19 protein-coding genes are annotated in these 18,057 nt (G+C 34.0%); 10 read left to right on the top strand and 9 right to left on the bottom strand.

The features are described from left to right. The 4 genes from EKL96_RS14170 to EKL96_RS02590 all read left to right on the top strand — a co-directional run bounded on the left by EKL96_RS14170 (position 1) and on the right by EKL96_RS02590 (position 2,112). Entirely contained in the window at positions 1–168 is a 168-nt protein-coding gene (locus EKL96_RS14170) for a hypothetical protein (RefSeq protein ID WP_156063277.1), read from the top strand. A 12-nt stretch (positions 169–180) separates the two neighbouring features. Next, positions 181–432, top strand: a complete 252-nt coding sequence (locus EKL96_RS02600; protein WP_126457827.1) for a hypothetical protein — start codon at positions 181–183, stop codon at positions 430–432. A gap of 108 nt (positions 433–540) precedes the next feature. Then, complete coding sequence (locus EKL96_RS02595; RefSeq protein WP_126457825.1) at positions 541–1,665, top strand: PQQ-dependent sugar dehydrogenase; 1,125 nt, start codon at positions 541–543, stop codon at positions 1,663–1,665. Between the two features lie 3 nt (positions 1,666–1,668). Continuing rightward, positions 1,669–2,112, top strand: a complete 444-nt coding sequence (locus EKL96_RS02590; protein WP_126457823.1) for a c-type cytochrome — start codon at positions 1,669–1,671, stop codon at positions 2,110–2,112. A 22-nt stretch (positions 2,113–2,134) separates the two neighbouring features. Here the strand turns inward: EKL96_RS02590 and EKL96_RS02585 are convergent, their stop codons facing one another. Further along, positions 2,135–4,213: a TonB-dependent receptor family protein gene (locus tag EKL96_RS02585; protein WP_126457821.1), complete on the bottom strand. Its 2,079-nt coding sequence runs from the start codon at positions 4,211–4,213 to the stop codon at positions 2,135–2,137. Between the two features lie 340 nt (positions 4,214–4,553). Here EKL96_RS02585 and EKL96_RS02580 point away from each other — a divergent pair, with 340 nt between their 5' ends. Together EKL96_RS02580 and EKL96_RS02575 are read left to right on the top strand one after the other, a co-directional pair. Further along, a complete protein-coding gene (locus EKL96_RS02580; protein ID WP_126457819.1) occupies positions 4,554–5,582 on the top strand; it encodes a hypothetical protein in 1,029 nt (342 codons plus the stop codon). A gap of 15 nt (positions 5,583–5,597) precedes the next feature. Then, positions 5,598–6,446 carry a polysaccharide deacetylase family protein gene (locus EKL96_RS02575; protein WP_126457817.1) on the top strand — a complete coding sequence of 283 codons (849 nt, stop codon included), beginning with the start codon at positions 5,598–5,600 and terminating at the stop codon, positions 6,444–6,446. A gap of 201 nt (positions 6,447–6,647) precedes the next feature. On the opposite strand, the gene EKL96_RS02570 is transcribed toward EKL96_RS02575, so the two are convergent. From EKL96_RS02570 to EKL96_RS02535, 8 genes are all read right to left on the bottom strand, one after another. After that, a complete protein-coding gene (locus EKL96_RS02570; protein WP_126455028.1) occupies positions 6,648–7,901 on the bottom strand; it encodes a murein hydrolase activator EnvC family protein in 1,254 nt (417 codons plus the stop codon). Between the two features lie 23 nt (positions 7,902–7,924). Next, positions 7,925–8,710 carry a DUF4292 domain-containing protein gene (locus EKL96_RS02565; RefSeq protein WP_126457815.1) on the bottom strand — a complete coding sequence of 262 codons (786 nt, stop codon included), beginning with the start codon at positions 8,708–8,710 and terminating at the stop codon, positions 7,925–7,927. Then, the gene (locus EKL96_RS02560; RefSeq protein ID WP_126457813.1) at positions 8,710–10,059 is read right to left on the bottom strand and encodes a tetratricopeptide repeat protein; all 1,350 of its coding nucleotides are present in this window, start codon (positions 10,057–10,059) and stop codon (positions 8,710–8,712) included. Before EKL96_RS02560 ends, EKL96_RS02565 begins: the two co-directional genes overlap by 1 nt. Positions 10,060–10,476: 417 nt before the next feature. Continuing rightward, the gene (locus EKL96_RS02555; RefSeq protein WP_126457811.1) at positions 10,477–11,487 is read right to left on the bottom strand and encodes a sugar phosphate nucleotidyltransferase; all 1,011 of its coding nucleotides are present in this window, start codon (positions 11,485–11,487) and stop codon (positions 10,477–10,479) included. An 84-nt stretch (positions 11,488–11,571) separates the two neighbouring features. Continuing rightward, entirely contained in the window at positions 11,572–12,006 is a 435-nt protein-coding gene (gene dut / locus EKL96_RS02550; protein WP_126457809.1) for a dUTP diphosphatase, read from the bottom strand. Positions 12,007–12,183: 177 nt separating this feature from the next. Then, a complete protein-coding gene (locus EKL96_RS02545) occupies positions 12,184–13,650 on the bottom strand; it encodes a lipopolysaccharide biosynthesis protein (protein ID WP_126459065.1) in 1,467 nt (488 codons plus the stop codon). 123 nt (positions 13,651–13,773) lie between these two features. Then, on the bottom strand, positions 13,774–14,232 hold the full coding sequence (locus EKL96_RS02540; protein ID WP_126457807.1) for a hypothetical protein: 459 nt from the start codon (positions 14,230–14,232) through the stop codon (positions 13,774–13,776). Between the two features lie 10 nt (positions 14,233–14,242). Then, entirely contained in the window at positions 14,243–14,686 is a 444-nt protein-coding gene (locus tag EKL96_RS02535) for a GNAT family N-acetyltransferase (protein WP_126457805.1), read from the bottom strand. Between the two features lie 406 nt (positions 14,687–15,092). On the opposite strand from EKL96_RS02535, the gene EKL96_RS02530 reads away from it, so the two are divergent. The 4 genes from EKL96_RS02530 to EKL96_RS02515 all read left to right on the top strand — a co-directional run bounded on the left by EKL96_RS02530 (position 15,093) and on the right by EKL96_RS02515 (position 17,962). Continuing rightward, on the top strand, positions 15,093–16,166 hold the full coding sequence (locus tag EKL96_RS02530; protein ID WP_126457803.1) for a hypothetical protein: 1,074 nt from the start codon (positions 15,093–15,095) through the stop codon (positions 16,164–16,166). Between the two features lie 43 nt (positions 16,167–16,209). Continuing rightward, positions 16,210–16,539 (top strand): hypothetical protein, encoded by a 330-nt coding sequence (locus EKL96_RS02525; RefSeq protein ID WP_126457801.1) that lies wholly within the window; start codon positions 16,210–16,212, stop codon positions 16,537–16,539. A 50-nt stretch (positions 16,540–16,589) separates the two neighbouring features. Beyond that, complete coding sequence (locus tag EKL96_RS02520; protein ID WP_091259556.1) at positions 16,590–17,252, top strand: hypothetical protein; 663 nt, start codon at positions 16,590–16,592, stop codon at positions 17,250–17,252. 83 nt (positions 17,253–17,335) lie between these two features. Then, complete coding sequence (locus EKL96_RS02515; RefSeq protein WP_126457799.1) at positions 17,336–17,962, top strand: hypothetical protein; 627 nt, start codon at positions 17,336–17,338, stop codon at positions 17,960–17,962. The last annotated feature ends 95 nt before the right edge of the window (positions 17,963–18,057 follow it).

Genomic DNA, 18,057 nt, shown 5'->3' with positions numbered 1-18,057 from the left:
ATGAAAGGAAAGCCGGTATTAGTATCTGTGAATATTTCTAATCCAATGGTTTTTGGGGAATTTAAAAAAGAAGTAGATGCCATCGTGGGAGAATTTGGTGTTCAAATGGAAGCTTTATTGGATATTGTTTCGGGTAAAACAGAACCTTCCGGATTATTGCCTTTGTAAATGCCATTGAATATGACAACCGTTGAAAAACAATTAAAAGACGTTCCTCTTGACATGATTCCACACACAGATGCATCTGGTAATGTGTATAATTTTGGTTTTGGATTGAACTGGAAAGGGGTAATCAACAACGACAGAACTGCAAAATACAGCGCTAAGAAATATTTTTTTTTCAAGAAGATTAAATTTAACCCCCTGATTTTTAGATGGGGTTTTTGTCCAATTCTAAATTTAAATTATAGCTCTAAAAAAGGAATTCAATAGCTTCCTTTTGTTAATTCTAAGCAAAATTAAATACTTATTTGCCTTTTTAAATCCTCTTTTACTATCTTTAAAAAGATTTCTTTTTTTTAAAGACCAAAAATGATACTCATGAAAAAAATTAAATTAGTTTCACTTTCAATTATATCCTTTCTTTCTTTAAGTTGTAACGCTCAGGTAAAATCTGATGACATTCCTATTAAAGACGAGGTAAAAAACTATACGCTTGAAACCGTGGTTGCAGATATTGTTGTTCCGTGGGGGATGACTTGGTTGCCAGACGGTGCAATGTTGGTTACTGACAAAAGTGGTATTCTATATCACATTAAAAACGGAACAAAAACAGAAATCAAAAATGTTCCAAAAGTATACGCACGTGGACAAGGTGGATTATTAGACATCGCTTTACACCCTGATTATGCTAAAAATGGTTGGATTTATATGACCTTCGCTTCCGATGAAGGGGAAGGTACCGGCGGTCACACAAAACTCATTCGAGCCAAATTATTGGACGGAGCGCTGACACAAATCGAATCACTTTACAAAGCCACTCCAAACACTACAAAAGGACAACATTTTGGTTCCAGAATTCTATTTGACGACGATGGTTATTTATATTTCTCCATCGGAGAGCGGGGCGAACATTTTGTCAATCCGCAAGACATTAAGCGTGATGGCGGAAAAATATACCGACTAAATGATGATGGAAGCATTCCTAAAGACAATCCATTTGTAGGTCAAACCGGAGCCAAAGAAGCAATTTACACTTATGGAAATCGGAATCCGCAAGGAATGGCCAAAAACCCCGTAACAGGAGCCATTTGGGAACATGAACATGGTCCACAAGGTGGAGACGAAATCAATATCATAAAAAAAGGAATCAATTATGGATGGCCTGTGGTTACTTATGGTATCGATTATGACGGAACCACCATTAGTAAAGAAAATGAAAAACCAGGCATCCAAAAACCTATTTATTATTGGTTGCCATCCATCGCTCCAAGCGGAATGGCCTTTGTCACCAGCGACAAATATCCAGACTGGAAAGGACATTTATTGGTGGGCTCTTTGAAATTCCAATATCTTGAATTGCTAAAGTTAAAAGGAAATGAAGTGATCGGCAGACAAAAAATTGCAACCGGAATTGGTCGCGTGCGTAATGTGGCACAAGGTCCGGATGGCTATATTTATATGGGCGTGGAAGGAAAAGGAATTATTAAAATTATACCAAATTAAACGATGTTGATAACGAAATTATTTTTAGGATTTGGAGTGTTTGTATTGGGAAGCTTCTCTTTTGCAAATCCATTTTCCGCAGACAACTATATTGACTTGAATACTGAAACCGCAGTTACTGCAAAACTTCAGTCACCCGGAAAAGAAATTTATGCAGATTTTTGCATGCAATGCCATGGCGCAAATGGAAAAGGAGATGGTAAGAACTTCCCGCCTCTAGACGGTTCGGACTGGTTGAAAACTAAGAGAAATCAAAGTATCGCTGCCGTAAAATTTGGACAAAGTGGCGAAATTGCTGTCAATAAAATCAAGTACAATAGCAGCATGCCGGCCATGGGACTTACGGATCAGGAAGTAGCTGATGTGATGAATTACATTATGACATCTTGGAGCAATAAACAAACCAAAATCGTTACCGAGAAAGAAGTCGCGGGCATTAAAAAATAAAATATCGGCTAAGGATTCCTATCTAAAAAAGAAACGCTACCGAAAAACCACCGTAAAAATTGACGGGATTTCCTGGATAAAAATAACGTGGCGCAGCAGTGCCAAAACCAACTGCGTTTGGCAAAATATTAGCCGCATATTTAGTATCCAAAGCGTTATTGATTCCAGCATTCAGCTCTGTTTTCAGGATTTTAAGAATCGTGAAAACATAGGTCGTTTTAATATCAAGCAACGAATACCGCTCACTGTATTTTGTATTGGAATCATTTAACGAAATTTTACTAATCGTTCGGAAAGAAGTGTTGACACCAAATCCATTTTTTGTGGTTAAATCTACTCCAAAATTAAATTGCTTTTCAGGAACGCCAGTCAATTGATTTCCCGAATAATCAGCATCACCATCCAAGAATTCTTTGAATTTAAAGTTATTCACCGCACCTGAAAAATAAGAAGTCATTTGAAATTGGGTAAGTTCGAAAAGTTTGTAATTAACCAAGAATTCTAATCCTGAATGTGAACTGCTTCCCGCATTAATCCCAACAAATTGATCATTGGCGGTGCGTCGTGTCACTAATAAATTTTCAATTTGTGTGCTATAAAACGTTACTTCGGTGTATATTTTATTTTCAAGCCAGTTTCCTTTGAAACCCAATTCATAATTCCACCCCACTTCTGGTTTCAAATTGGTGTTTATTTGCCCTTCTGGAGTCAGTGTTTCAGCAACTGATGGCACCGAAAATCCTTTACTCGCCGATGTAAATATATTTTTTCCTTTGCTTACTTTATACGAGAAACCAATTCTTGGTGACCACACATTTCCAAAAGTAAAGGACATTTTTTGAGCCCCAGAATTATTTTCGAAAATATCTTTTAACGAATATTTGGTTGTGTTAAATGCTACTCCGGTTTCCAGATGCAGTTTTTCTGAAATCCAAAATTCCATTTGTAAAAAGTAGTTGCTGTAATTCCGGTTTTGTTTGACAGAGCTGAATTCGTCGCCTTTTAAACTACCTTGACCAGGTTGCGATTTGTACAAATTTTTAAAAAGGGAATACGCGTATTTTTCCGTTAATAATTCGGTGCCAAAACTCAGTTCAAAGGGCAAAGAAAATAATTGGTCTTTGTAATTCACATTCGAACGAAGGCCTAGCGAACTTGTTTTTTCGTCCAAAATATCAAAAGGTCTGGGTTCGTACGCATCTTTAAAATTAGAAAAAATACTGGTTTGCAGCGACCATTTTTCAGAAAATTGATGGTCGTATCCTAAACCCAGCATGAATTTATCATACGACTCAAAACCTTGTGCGGCTGCCCATGTAGCGGCTGCTTTCTCTGGATTATTTTTTAAATCCGTCTCATTAATAGAACTTGGAATAAAAGCTTTCAATCGGGTGAATGTTCCCAAAAAGGAAAAACTACCCTTTGAATTAATTTTTTGTTTGGCATGCAGGTTAAATGATTTTCTGTCATAGGAACTATTTTTCCTGAATCCCTCACTTTGTAAATCCGTAAAACTCGCAAATACATTCGTTTTGGAATCGCTGTATCCTGCCGAGAGTCGGTTTTGTAGCAACCCAAAACTCCCAAAAGTAACTGTTGATTTTCCAAACGATTCCAATAATGGAGTTTCTCTTGAAAACAACTGAATCACGCCACCCAAACCGGATCCAAAACTCGTAGAATTTGGTCCTTTTATGATTTCTATTTTTTCGATTGACGCTAAATCAATATCGTCAATAGTGGTTTCACCATCACCGGAACTCAATGGTATACCATCAAAATAGGCTTTTATTTTATTGGTTCCGTATTGAGATCTGGCGCCAATGCCACGAATCGTAATCCTGTTGGTGTTCAACGCACCTTGTTGCATGGTAACCCCGGGAATTTTGTTTAGTACAGGGGTCAGTATAATGCCATCACTTTTATTGATGTCGGCAGTAGTAATCACTGAAACGGAAGAAGCAGTGTTTTGAGGTGCATTTTTAATTGGCGAACCCTTCAAAGTGATTTCTGAAAGGGCTATGGTATCTTTTTTTATTTGTCCAAAAACAGTGAAAACACTACATAAAAAAAGAAGAAAGGAAAGGCTGTTTTTGAACAATTTTTGTTGTGTTTAAGGGAATGAAAACGTTTATAAAGTTAGTATTTTCTTTTTGTTCCAAAAAACCCTTTTAAATAAAATATGGATTAAATAAAAATGCTCCCTACAATTATAAGTTGCAATTTACATTCTGTTTCATATTGTTTTGAATTCGATTAAAGATTATTGTAAAATTACACAAAAGTCTAGTTTAAACGGAAATTATATAAAAAACACCATTTTAAAAACACTAGTTTAACCAAAATGACGTTCTTTAAAAATCATATCTTTGTGATTAATCCCAGAATTAAATTATCTTTAAACTTGGACCTTCATTTTAAATAAAAAGTAGTAGCTACCTATGAAAAAATCAACAATTGCATATATCACACTTCCCGTATTATTGTTAAGTACGCTAGCCTGTAATCGGAATAAAGCCGCTGATAATGAAAGTGAAACAGAAAAACCGGCCACCGTAAAAGTAGATTCGATAGAAAAGAAAATATCCCTTACCATCGACACGCTTGATTTTAATACCAGAATGATTGCCTTAAGCAACAATGACACCACGGGCAGATGGCCTGTAAAAGCCCCTTATCCTTTACCGGGCGCACTCTTACCCTACAATAGAATCATTGCTTATTACGGCAACTTATATTCCACCAGAATGGGAATATTAGGTGAAATTCCCCGAAAAGAAATGTTGGCAAAATTACAAGGTGAAGTGGCCAAGTGGCAAGCAGCGGATTCTACTGTAAAAGCAATTCCGGCTTTGCATTATATTGCCGTTACCGCTCAAGGCGCTCCGGGAAAAAATAATATGCACCGCATGCGTATGCCATTTAAGCAAATAGACACTATTATAAGTTGGGCAAAACCTATAAATGCGCTGGTATTTCTAGACATTCAGGTGGGACACAGCACCGTTAAGGCAGAAGTGGCAGAACTGGAACAATACCTTTCAATGCCTAATGTACACCTTGGAATTGATCCGGAGTTTTCTATGAAAAATGGAGAGCGCCCAGGTTCAAAAATCGGGCATTTCACTGCCGCTGATATTAACGATGCCATTGACATATTGGCAAATATTGTGCGCAAAAATAAACTGACTCCAAAAGTGCTTGTAATACACCGTTTTACTCAGGGCATGGTAAAAAACTATAAAGAAATCAAGACCGTTCCTGAAGTTCAAATCGTTATGGACATGGATGGTTTTGGAAGTAAAATTCTAAAAAAGTCCACGTATATGAGTTATATTTATAGAGAACCGGTACAATTCACTGGTTTTAAATTATTTTATAAAAATGACAATAAAAACGATTGGAAGATGTACAGCCCAGAGGAATTAGTAAAATTTACTCCAAAACCAATTTACATTCAGTACCAATAATTTACCAATTGATTTATGAAGAATATTCTTTATTCCCTTTCTGTTGGGCTTTTTTTAGTAGTTGGATGCCAATCAGAACCTCGTAAAATAATACCGGAAATCCCGCTTATAACTGTTCCTGCAAAAATTATTGCACCAAAAAAAGTAGCGGCTGATGCTGCGACTATTCTTTCAAAAAAAGAAGTACCCGTTTTATGTTATCATAATATCCGAGATTTTAGTGCCAGTGCGAGTGGAAACATGAAAGTGTACACCGTAAAACCTGATGCTTTTGCAGCACAAATGAAAGCCTTAGCCGATGCAGGATATAAAACCATTTTACCACAACAACTCTATGATTATTTAGTATTTGATGGTCCCTTACCGGAAAAACCAATCATGATTACTTTTGATGATACCAGAGAAGAACAATTTAGCATTGGCGCAGCCGAAATGAAAAAACAGGGTTTCAAAGGCGTGTTTTATATTATGACTGTCTCAATTAATCGTCCCGGATATATGAGCAAAGAGCAAATTAAAAGCTTATCTGATGACGGACATGCGGTAGGCGCACATACTTGGGATCACCACATGGTTACAAAATATACGGGCGACGACTGGAATTTACAATTGGTAAAACCAAAAGCAAAATTAGAAGAAATCATAGGAAAACCGGTGACGGATTTTGCCTATCCATTTGGATTATGGAATACTGCAGCTATTCCTGAAATTAAGAAAAGTGGTTATGAAATGGCTTATATTTTATCAACCAAAAGAGATCCTGCAGATCCATTGTACACTATCAGACGTATTATAGTTTCCGGAACCTGGTCTACTGAAGGAATGATGAAAGCTGTACATTCTTCTTTTAATAAAGCAGAATAACCCATTAAAAGGTTCTAAATTCGTTAATTTATTCAAAAATCAAACAGCTATCTATACTAACACTACAGCAATGGAGCACAACCGTCAAAAAGGTTTCGTCAACAGACCTTTTATCCATTAATACTATAGAATTCCTTAACTAAAAAAAGCATTATCAATTCGATTGAATTGATAGTGCTTTTTTTATCAGACAACTATTTTCTATCTTGGGGACAACCAGCTTGAAGGATTATTATAGGTTGTATTTTGTAGGATTAAAAATTTAATTATCGTTTTTCCGGTCTCGCCATTCGTTCTTACTTTTCCAAGACTTTGCTTTATACTCACTTTATCTCCTTTATTGACTGACACTGAGCTTAAATTTTGATAGACCGTAAAGAAATCTCCGTGCTGTATCATTACCGCTTTGTTTACTGGTGACAAAACGATGACACTGGTTACTTCTCCTCCAAAAACAGCTCTGGCACTTGCGCCATTGTCCGTAGTGATTTCTACACCGCTGTTGTGAACCGTAATTGTATTGAACAAAGGATGGGTTTGGTTTCCATATCCTAATGATATATATCCTTTTTCAACAGGATACGGCAATCTTCCTCTATTCGCTCTAAAATTATCAGCAACTATTTTAGCTTCGGGAGTTAACTCAATTTTAGAGGATGACACTGCACCTCTGGAAACCGGAGCACTTGGATTGGCTTTCGCTTTTTCTAAGGCGGCTTTCCTATTGGCTGCCGCAATGGCTTCCCGAATTAATTTATTGATTTGTCTGTCAATTGATTTGTACTCTTGTTGTCTTTTCTTAAGCTCTTTGGCAATCATATTTTTATCTTTTTTGATAAAATTTACTACCTTTTGCTGTTCTTTCTTTTCCTTTTCCAGAGCCAATCGTTCCTTTTCGTTTTCGGCAATCAGTTTTTGTTTTTCCTTTTTTTGAATGTTTAATTTATCATTATAGTCCAATAACTTGGTCGACTTAGATTTAATTTCCTCGCCCTGTGCTTTTCTATAACTGGTGTACTGCTTCATGTACTGCGCTCTTTTGTATGCCTGTAAAAAGTTTTCAGAAGACAATAAAAACATCGCTCTACTTTCTGACGAACGGCTTTTATATGATTTTAAAATCATTTCGGCATAATCCTCCTTCAGTTCCCCCAATTCTTTTTTTAATTTATTGATCTGAACCTGATTAATGTACATATCGTTGTTAAGCAACTTGGTTTGCTTTTCAGTGGTATTTATTAATTTTTCTTTAAGCCTTATTTTAGTACTTTGAATAATCACCACATTGAGAGCGGATTTCTCTTTTTTCTTTACATTCTGCAGTAATCTTTCATTTTCTCGAATTTCTTTTTGAATTTGAGCTTTACGTTCTTCTAATTTTTCTTGTTGGGATTCCTGACTCCATAGTAATGAAGTGGTACAAATTAAAATTAGGCTTAGGAGAAATTTTGGCATATCGGAAAAATATTTTTGCTAATTTACTTAATTATAATTCTTTTGTACCCATTTGGAACACTATAAGGAAAAGAAAGTTCTTCATTGAAAGTTACCGTATTGTAATCTAAACTGATTTCGGTAGTTCCTTTCTTCTGAAACGTATTAATTAAAACACTTGTAGGCAATGTTGTCTCGTTGTATACTTTGTTGTCTGTGTATGTAACTTTGATCGTTCGCTCTTCGGCAGTTTGTGTAATTTCTTGCTTTTGAACTAAAAATTTATCGGCATCTAAAAAGAATGATTTTTTCGTGTTTTTGTTCGATGTATCATCTAATCGATAGGTTTGTTCCAATAATGTTTCTAGATATTTTCCTTTAGTCAAATCATCAATAGCCTGACCTAATAACATGTTCTGGATTTTATTATAATCCAAATCCGTTCCTAACCACTGGCTTAAACTGCTGAAATCCCCTTCAAAATAGTTTCCGTTGATTTTTTCGTAATAGCTCACCGTGGAAGGCGTAATCAATGCTTTTGCCATTGTAATTCCAAGAAAACGAATGCTTACTAAAATTTGTTCGTCTTTCTTGATTTTAATTTCTGCGGTAACGTTTTGGGTCTGCTTGTCATCCGCATAACGCGCGCTTGACTTAATGTATAATGTAGAAAATTCATTTTTATTGTTATAATGATTTTCTATTATTTTTTTGGCTGACATATACCCCGCTTCAGCAACGGGCTCATTACTGGCAGCAACCACAATGGCTTTAGATTTACAAGAAATCATAAAAACAGTAAGTAGAACTACTATTGAAATTTTTTTCATTATTTTTTTTCTTTTAATAATTGATTGGCTTTAGAGAAAAACAAGTCTTTTTTCTTGAAATCTCCCAAACCATTATACGCTTCTCCAAGTTGAATATTGAAATTGATTTCCAACTCTTTATTCTCCACTACATAATCCATGCCCATTTCTAAAAAACCCTTCGCCTTTTTAAATTGTTGCAGCTGATTGTTGGCTAAACCCGCATAATAATAAAACTGAGGCTGCGTTGGAAAAGTCTCCATAAGTGCCGAAGCTTTCCTAGCTACTGTATCAAATTGTTTCATCTCCGTATGCGCTTGAAGCAAAAGTAAATTCGTTCCGACGGCATCACCAGACTCCTTATTTGCTGATTTTTCATAATACATAATTGCTTTGTTCCATTGTTTTTTAGCATGGAAAAACTTCCCAATTTCTTTGGCAACATCAACGGAAGTATCCTTGTCAAAATAGCCGACAGCCTTCTCTAAATCAGCCGAATATTGCGGATTTTTATCGGTAAAAACCAGAAACTCATTCAGAATTCGGTGTTTAATCTTTGAATCAATTTTGGCACTGGCCAAAACAATATTCATTGCTTTAATGGCTTTTGGTGCGTCATTAGCATCCAAGTAATTTTTGAATACACTTACTTGTGCCCACTCCGAATCTGGGATTGCTTTTTCGAGTTTTTTGACGGTTTCAAAAGCTTTTGACTCTTCATTATTTTTCGAATACAAAAAAATTAAACTGATATAATTGAACTCATCCTGTGGGTTTTTAGCAATCAGATCTTCCAGATTGGTAATCTCCATATTCTGAAATTTTCCTACAGACAGAATCTGGCTTTTGTATAATTCCCTTCTATCTGTTTTTCCGATGGTTTCATTAAGTTCCTGAATCAGTGCCAAAGCTTTCTCATACTGATTAGTCCCCATATAAAGTGAGGTCAAATCTTCTTTGTACTTGGGATCAAATTCAATCAACTTATTGATGACGGTAATTCCCTGAGTAAAATTTTTAGTTTCGTAACTCACATCATACATTCCTATCCAGAACCACTTGTTTTTAGGATCAATTTTAGTGGCGTTTTCAAAGTAATTATAAGCACTTTTATACTCTTTTAATGCTAAATAATTCTTCCCTAACTCATAATATACGGCGGCATCATTGGGTTTAATTTTATTGGCTTTATCCAAAGCTACAATTGCTTTATCATAGTTCTCAATCCCTTTTTGCAACAATGATTCATAAAAAAGTTCCTGAAACTGATCCGTATCGAGCTTTATTTCCTCAGGTTCTGTTTGTGCCCACAGCAAAGCCGAATTGCATTGCAAAACGAGAAATAAAATTATGAAAGCGCTTTTTTTCATGCTGTATTTTTAATCCTGAATCTTTTTTATATAATACCACTTAACATTACAAATAATAACATTTCGTCGCATACTTGTTTAAACATATAAGTCATATAAGTTTTGAATTAATTCAAGTAAAACCAATAGTTCATTTAAGCGAAGCCACATAGCCTAGCAAGACTCGTATGTTTAAAATTAAATATTTTTATTTTTGATTATAGCATTTAAGTAGTTGGACCTATTTAATGTCATACTAAAAAATGAGTGAAATACTATTTGATATATAAGTCATATAAGAATTAAACCTTAAATGACCTTATGATTGTTTAAGTTACATAAGGCCAACACAATTGAAACTTAAACTTACATGACTTATATGGTAAAAAAATGCAACATTGTTTTATTCTTATTGCTTAGTGCATTAATTGAATCCTTTTACTCCAATACCGAATAATCCCCAATGCTAATACTGGAAAAATTACCGTCGAAACTAACGTGATTCCCAATCATTGCATTGTCTAAATTCGCATTTTTGATATGAGAATGGGTTTGTACCAAACTGTTTTTTATCGTACTGTTTGAAACATGGCATCCATCTCCTAAAGATACATTAGGACCAACAGTTGCGTTAATCAAAATTACATTTTTACCGATATAACAAGGCGGAATTATAGTCGAATTCTCTAATTTGACATCAAAATCCACTAAATGTTCGCCATCATTATGCAAGAATCCTAACATTCTGGAATTGGTTTCAACGGTTACATTCTTGTTGCCACAATCCATCCATTCGTCCACTTTACCGGGAACAAATTTCATGCCTTTAGCCATCATTTGTTTGATACCATCATTTATTTGATATTCACCACCGTGGATAATATTGTTATCTAATACTAATTGTAATTCGTTTTTCAGCACGGCCACATCTTTAAAATAGTAAATTCCGATAACGGCAAGATCTGAGACAAAAGTTACCGGTTTCTCTACTAATTCTACTATTTCATTTGCTTCGTTTAGTTTTACAACACCAAAAGCTTCTGGTTGATCTACTTGTTTGACCCAAATTACACTGTCGGCATTTTTATCTAAATCGAAATCAGCTCGAATTAAGGTGTCTGCATACGCAATTACTGCTGGTCCACTCAATGAATCTTTAGCGCACATAATGGCGTGACCAGTGCCTAATGCTTCGTTTTGATAATAAATGGTGCCTCTTGCCCCAAGTTTGTTAGCGATAGCGATCAATTCCTCCTCTACTTTACTGCCAAAAGTTTCATGAATGATGAATGCTACTTCCTCAATTTCTTGATTCAAAACGCCAGCGATATCCTCAACTAGGCGGTGTACAATTGGTTTTCCTACAATAGGAATTAATGGTTTAGGAATGGTTAATGTATGCGGGCGAAGGCGTGAACCACGACCAGCCATTGGGACAATTATTTTCATGTTTTTTTATTGAAAGATTAAACGATTGAAAAATTTAAAGAGTATCGCAAATCTTTAAATTTTTCAATCTTTAAATTATTAAATCTATTTCACTCCCGTACTACCAAAACCACCTTCACCTCTGGAGGTTTCAGTTAATTCCTGAACTTCTGTCCATTCTGCGCGTTCGTGTTTTGCAATGATGAGTTGTGCTATGCGTTCTCCGTTTTGGATCACAAAATCCTGATTGGATAAATTTACTAAAATAACTCCAATTTCACCACGATAATCGGCATCTACTGTTCCGGGTGCGTTCAATACTGTGATTCCGTTTTTAGCAGCGAGACCGCTTCGAGGTCTTACTTGCGCTTCGTAACCTATGGGTAGTTCTATGAAAAGTCCTGTTTTTACGATGGCTCGATCTAATGGTTTTAATGTTATAGATGCTGTTAAGTTAGCACGTAAATCCATTCCGGCAGAGGCTATGGTTTCATAGTTTGGTAAGGCATGTTGTGATTTGTTGATGATGTTTATTGTCATTTTTTTTATTTTTATGTGCTGTAGGGACAAGTCGCGACTTGTCCCTACTTGTCCGTATATGTTCTTTTGTATTGTTTTCGATTTTTTAGCCCTGATTGAAGCGGCATCCTTTTCTTTTTTTCTTTAAAAAAGAAAAGATACAGCAAAAAGCAGGAAATAGCTCCTAAAAACTAGATTCTAATTCTTTTTTCGGTTCAACATTTTGATTAATAATTCTTTCTCGTTGTAGTAAATAAAATATAGGAATGCTAACAATAGCGGCACTCCAACTAAATAATTTTCTCTAAAGCCATAAAATGAAACTGCTGAAAAACCTATGGAAATCACTAAATACATGGCAATTTTATTGGTTTCGTACGGTATGGGGTAATATTTGTTTCCAAAATAATAAGAGATGGTCATCATGCTCCCATAAGCCGCAATGGTGGCAATTGCAGAACCGTAATAACTCATTGTAGGAATTAAAAGAAAGTTTAATGCTAAGGTAATGATGGCTCCCACTATAGAAATGTATGCACCAATATGCGTTTTGTCAATGAGTTTGTACCAAACGGAAAGGTTGGTGTAAATGCCTAGGAAAAAATTAGCCAAAATAATTAATGGTACTACTTTCATGGCTTCCCAATAGGAATCATCTCGGATCATAATAACTTTGAGCACATCGGCAAAAACGATGACGGACAGTAATATAAACGACCCAAAAATGACAAAATATTTGGTAATTGTAGCATAGGTTTGTGGCGCATCTTTACTATTAGAATGGCTAAAAAAGAAGGGTTCGATTCCCAAAGTATAGGCAGTTCGGTACAAGACCATGAACAAACCGAGTTTGTAGCAGGCGTTATACACTCCCACTTCGGCATCAGCAATGTCAGGAGGCAATAAGTATCCCAATAAAATTTTGTCAAATTGGTCGTTGATGGCAAATGCTATTCCGGCCACCATAACAGGCATACCGTATTGCATCATGCGTTTCCAAAGCGAATAATCAAAATGCCATTTCAATATAAAGTAATTGGGTGACAACACTATAAAGGTCAGTAGACTGGCAATTAAATTAGACACAAAAATATAGCCTATCTGAAAATCTTCCAAGTAAAAAGAACCTAAAAAACTATCCGGGTTTGATTGTGAAATCACCGGTAAATAACTCAAAAAGAAAAGGTTCAAAAATAAATTGACAGCTACATTTCCTATTTTGATTATGGCGTATTTTATCGGTTGTTGATTGACTCTTAATTTAGAAAAAGGAACAATCACCAAAGCGTCGAGCACTAAAATCCAGATGTTATACGTAATAAATTGCGCTTCAATTCCGGCCCAAACGGCTAATTTATTGCGGAATAATAATGCTATAAATAGAAACGAAATGGAAGTCCAAAAAAGCGAAACGGATGTGGTTTCCACTACCGATTTCTTGTCTGTTTCTTTATTGTAAAATCTAAAAAAAGCGGTTTCCATTCCGTACGCAAGAATGACATTAAAAAAAATCATGCCGGCAAAAATGATGGAAAGTTTTCCGTATGCTGCTTTTGGAAGTAAATCCGTATATAAGGGCACCAAAAAAAAACTGAACATTCGCGGGACAACCGTTGCTAACCCGTAAATCGCAGTCTGTTTAAAAAGATTTTTATATAATCCCAAAATGGCGTATTTGTTTAAATTGATATCGACAAAAATAACCAATTCTTTGGTTTAAATGACCTCAGTACCTTTTTGTTTTTACTGCTGTTTTGTCTTAGAAAATATTTGATTTGAAGATTTTAATTAGAGCGGTTTTTCGAAGACATTGGAGATTTTCAAATAATACGTTTTATTTTTTAGCTTGTATTTTAATACTGCTTCTGTGGATTTGATATCGAATTTGGTCTTTGAAATTATAGGTGCTTTGTTGCAATATTCTTTGGTGGGATTTATATCCATAATCAAATCTTCTTTTTTATTGCTTTGTAAAAATGAAGATTTAAAGTCTTTTGGTGTAATTTCCTGAACTAGAGATTCTTGATTGTGAAAATAGATTTTCTCCAATTTGATGTTTGCCGCAAGCGGTTTTTTGAATTCGATATAAAAATTGATCACGCTGCTTTCCGTATCTTTTTTCACTTTTTGGTAGAATACTGATTGTATTTCTTGAGGGAATTCCGTTTGAAGTTCGTGTTTCATAGCACAAAAAGTAAGGCTGATAGCGGTAATCACAGAGAAAAAAATTATTTTATATCCTTTCATAATTTTCTCTTTAACTTAGACCTTCTTCGTTTAAAATTTTAAGAAAGTGAAACCCTTTGGGTACGTAACCTTGGTTGTAATAAAAGCGATGTGCGGTGAAATTTCCGGTAAAGGCATCTAAAACGATCATCGTACAGCCCGTTTTTTTTGCCAAAGCATCAACATAATCCGTCAACATTTTGCCAATTCCTTTTTTGCGGTGATCTGGGTGTACAATAAAATTATCAATTTCTAAATACTTGCCAGACCAGAGTTTAGTTCCTGACCACAATCCAGAGAGTCCAACACATACATCACCTTCAAAAACGGCAATTTGCTTGTAGTTGTGTGGGATCATCTCTGTGAGATACGCATCGTATTTGTCTAAAGTGAAATTCGTATATAAATGTAGCATAACTTCATATTGAGCTAACATTTCCTGTTTAGTGGTCAGTTCTCTAATTTCTAATTTCATATTTGCTTTTCAAAAATGTAAAATTAGAGAAAAAGGAATGAGATTGAAAGTGATGATAGGGTAAATTTTTGAGAAATCTAATTGAAAATTTTGAAGTTTAATAAGTGTCATTTATCGCGCAACACCTAAAATTAGAGCTTATAGCTTAAATTCATAGAAAAAATCATGTTTTCAAATTATTGATGTTCAGGTATTTTAAAAAAATATTCACGGAATTAAGACACGGAATTCCGTGAATTCCGATAACAAGTGTTTGTATGTTAAAATATATGAGGGTAGTTTTGGAGTCAAGAAAAACAAATAAGTTCTTAGTAAGACGTTATTTAGAATTAAGTTTTTTTTCTAAAATGATATTGTAGCTACTTATCTAAAATTTATCAATTTAAAACAATTAAAACAATCTTAAATGAGAACAAAATTTATAATGAGAAAAAGTATATTCCTACTTTCCTTCTGCCTCTTGGTAATCAGTTGTTCTACTGAAAACAATAGTGAAACACTAGAAAAAACAAATTTAAATTCAAAACAGAAGTTAGTACAAGAAACTGCTATTTTGTTAGGCAAGTTATTAACTGACTCTGAAGTCAAAAACGCTTTAAATAACAAAATGAAAGAAGTTGACAAAGATGCAAATATTGTATCTTTTGCATACTTACTTGAACAAGAAGAAGGTTTAAGAAAAAATGAACAAGCTACGTTCAAAAACCAAATAAATAATTTAAGAAAGCAAAATATTTTTAAAAATGCTTTAAGAAAAGAGTTTGAAAATAATTCTAATGATTATAAAACAATTAAAGAAATTTTGGACAAAAACTTAACTTCTAAGAACAATTTTAGATCTACAGCGTTTATTGCAGATGAATTAACTAATCTTCTTGTTTCACAGGAATTACAAATTTTTTTTCCATTTGATCCTGAATATGAAAATGATGATCAAAATGCACAAGAATATTATGTTTCATTCGATCCGCTAAACAATTCGCAAACAAACATCGGATTTCAATTTAATACAGGCTACAGTGATTATGAAATTATTAATAATCTTGATAACAATTTTTTAGATAACAATCCCGTTTATGTAATCGTACCTATAGATCCATGTGATATTGCTGGTAGACCTTGTAATTTTATAGAACTGTTACCTACACCTTTAGACCAAAATAATGAACTGATAACTAGTGAGAATCAATTCATGGTTTACAATCCTAGTGGATTTACTAATAATAACAATACAATACCAACAACAACATTACTGACAACAAATACCAATCATAATAATATTCCCGAAACAGATGGTATCAGTTCCTATATCCCAAGAATAAGAATAAATGGAACTGGTTACATGGGGTTTGGTGGCACACATCAAAAGTTGAGATTTTACCGCGGCACAACTGATGGTTCTGTCACACAAAACGCAGATGGCACAATAACAGCTTCTCCAAAAGATTATATTGTAAAAGAATTCAGATGTCAAAGATAAAAATTGGGTTGATTTTGGTGCTGAATTTGACCAAGATTGGAACATGAGCGAAAATACACAGGATTTCGCTATTTTTTCCATACATAACTTGAAGGCTACAGCATCTTTTGAACTTTCCATGAAGTCAGGTTTTAAACTTGAAGATGGTAAAATTAAACCAAATGCCGAGGCAAGCGGTTCAGCTAAAATTAATGTTTCAGTCGGTAATGCAAAGTTTAGGACAAATGCAGAAATCTCACGTAGAATTGTTTTAGCAACTATTGTAGGTCTTGGCGCTACTGGTGAAACAGTCAGTGATGGTGGTGTGGATTATAATGTGAAGAAAAATGGCATTGTAGATTACTACTTTAAACACTATTATACCGACCTTTAATTATTAATTAGATGCTGTATCTTTGGTACAGCATCTACATTTATGTTGTTATGAAAAAAAATTTTACAGTTTTATTTATCTTTATTTTTACAATCTCATCTGCTCAAAACGAAAGCGTTTATGTGTCAATTGGCAAACCTTGGTTTCCTGATAAAGAAAGCAACTTAAATAATTTTTCACTAGGTTTAAATTATCAAAATAGATTTTCTCAGTCTTTTGCATTTGATTTGTATTTAGAATACAATCAAAGTAATGATTTTCCTCGTTTTTTTGATGATGCAACAGCAGTCGATAATTATTTAATGGATCAAACCTACTCAGGTGTATATTTTAATTCGCTTTGGTCAAAAATAAATACTGTTACTGTAGGAACTAAGATAGATTATCTATTTGTTAATAATGATCGGTTTTTATTTAATTTTAATTTAGGTGCTGGCTATTTGTTTTCATATTCTAGAGCGCATGATGTAAAAAATTGGACTTATGATTTTAATAATGGACAGATACTTACTTATGAAAATGGAACCACTTCAGGTAATTTAAATACTTTTTATTATACCTTAGGATTACAATTTCAATGTACATTTTATAAGAATTACTTTGTTGGTATCAGTCCGTACTATTTAATGCCTATTGGCGAAAAAAAAATTAACTCAATTCCGGTGTATCCTAACCACTATAACCTTACTTTAAATATTGGTAAAAGATTCTAATTATCATAAAATTATTTTTAGAAAAATGATTCAATAAAACATTCATTAAAATTAAAAAACAGTTACTTATAAAATCTAATCCTATGAAAAATAGACTACTATTAACTATATTTTTTCTTTCAACTTCTTTATTTGCTCAAGAAAACAAAGAACAAAAAATTGAAATTTCGTTCTCTTATGGTCTATCCTACATCGAGTACTCCAAATCCTTTTTAGATGATCCCGTACCTTTTGAATTGCCAAATATTGGCTCGTTTTATGAAATAAATTTTGATTTTAAATTACCTAAAGACCGCTACATTGGATTAGGTTATTCTAGGTTACAGCATGCAAAAAATATAGATGATGGTGTAATACTTACTTCAACCAATACTGGTTTGGTTTTACAAAACTATAGAAACATTCATACCAAAGACTTTTATGATGTTCATTTTAGAACCGTTTTTAAAAACAATTTGCAGTTTACGCTTGGAGCATACTATTTTATTGAAAATATGAACAGAAGCGATATTACTAATATTGATAACAATACTGTGTTTGTGTTAATAAACGAAAAAAATCGAGCAGACAATTTGGGTTTATTTGGATCTTTAGAATATTATTTCAAACTCAATAGTTATGCTGAACTTGGTTTAAAAAGCAAGTTGTATTATTCATTAAATGGTGTTGAAACCATAGCTATATTACCTACTTTAAGAGTAAAATTATAACGTAATGATTGTTACTTGTTATGTAGCAAATCGAATAGAAATGTTCAGTAATTTTGCTATTTTCCAACATAAAAAATGATGGTGCTAAAGTCAAT

This window comes from Flavobacterium sp. LS1R10, assembly GCF_003968825.1.
Classification (GTDB): Bacteria; Bacteroidota; Bacteroidia; order Flavobacteriales; family Flavobacteriaceae; genus Flavobacterium.
Note: the sequence above shows the minus strand (reverse complement) of the source record. Positions and strands in the feature narration are given on the sequence as shown.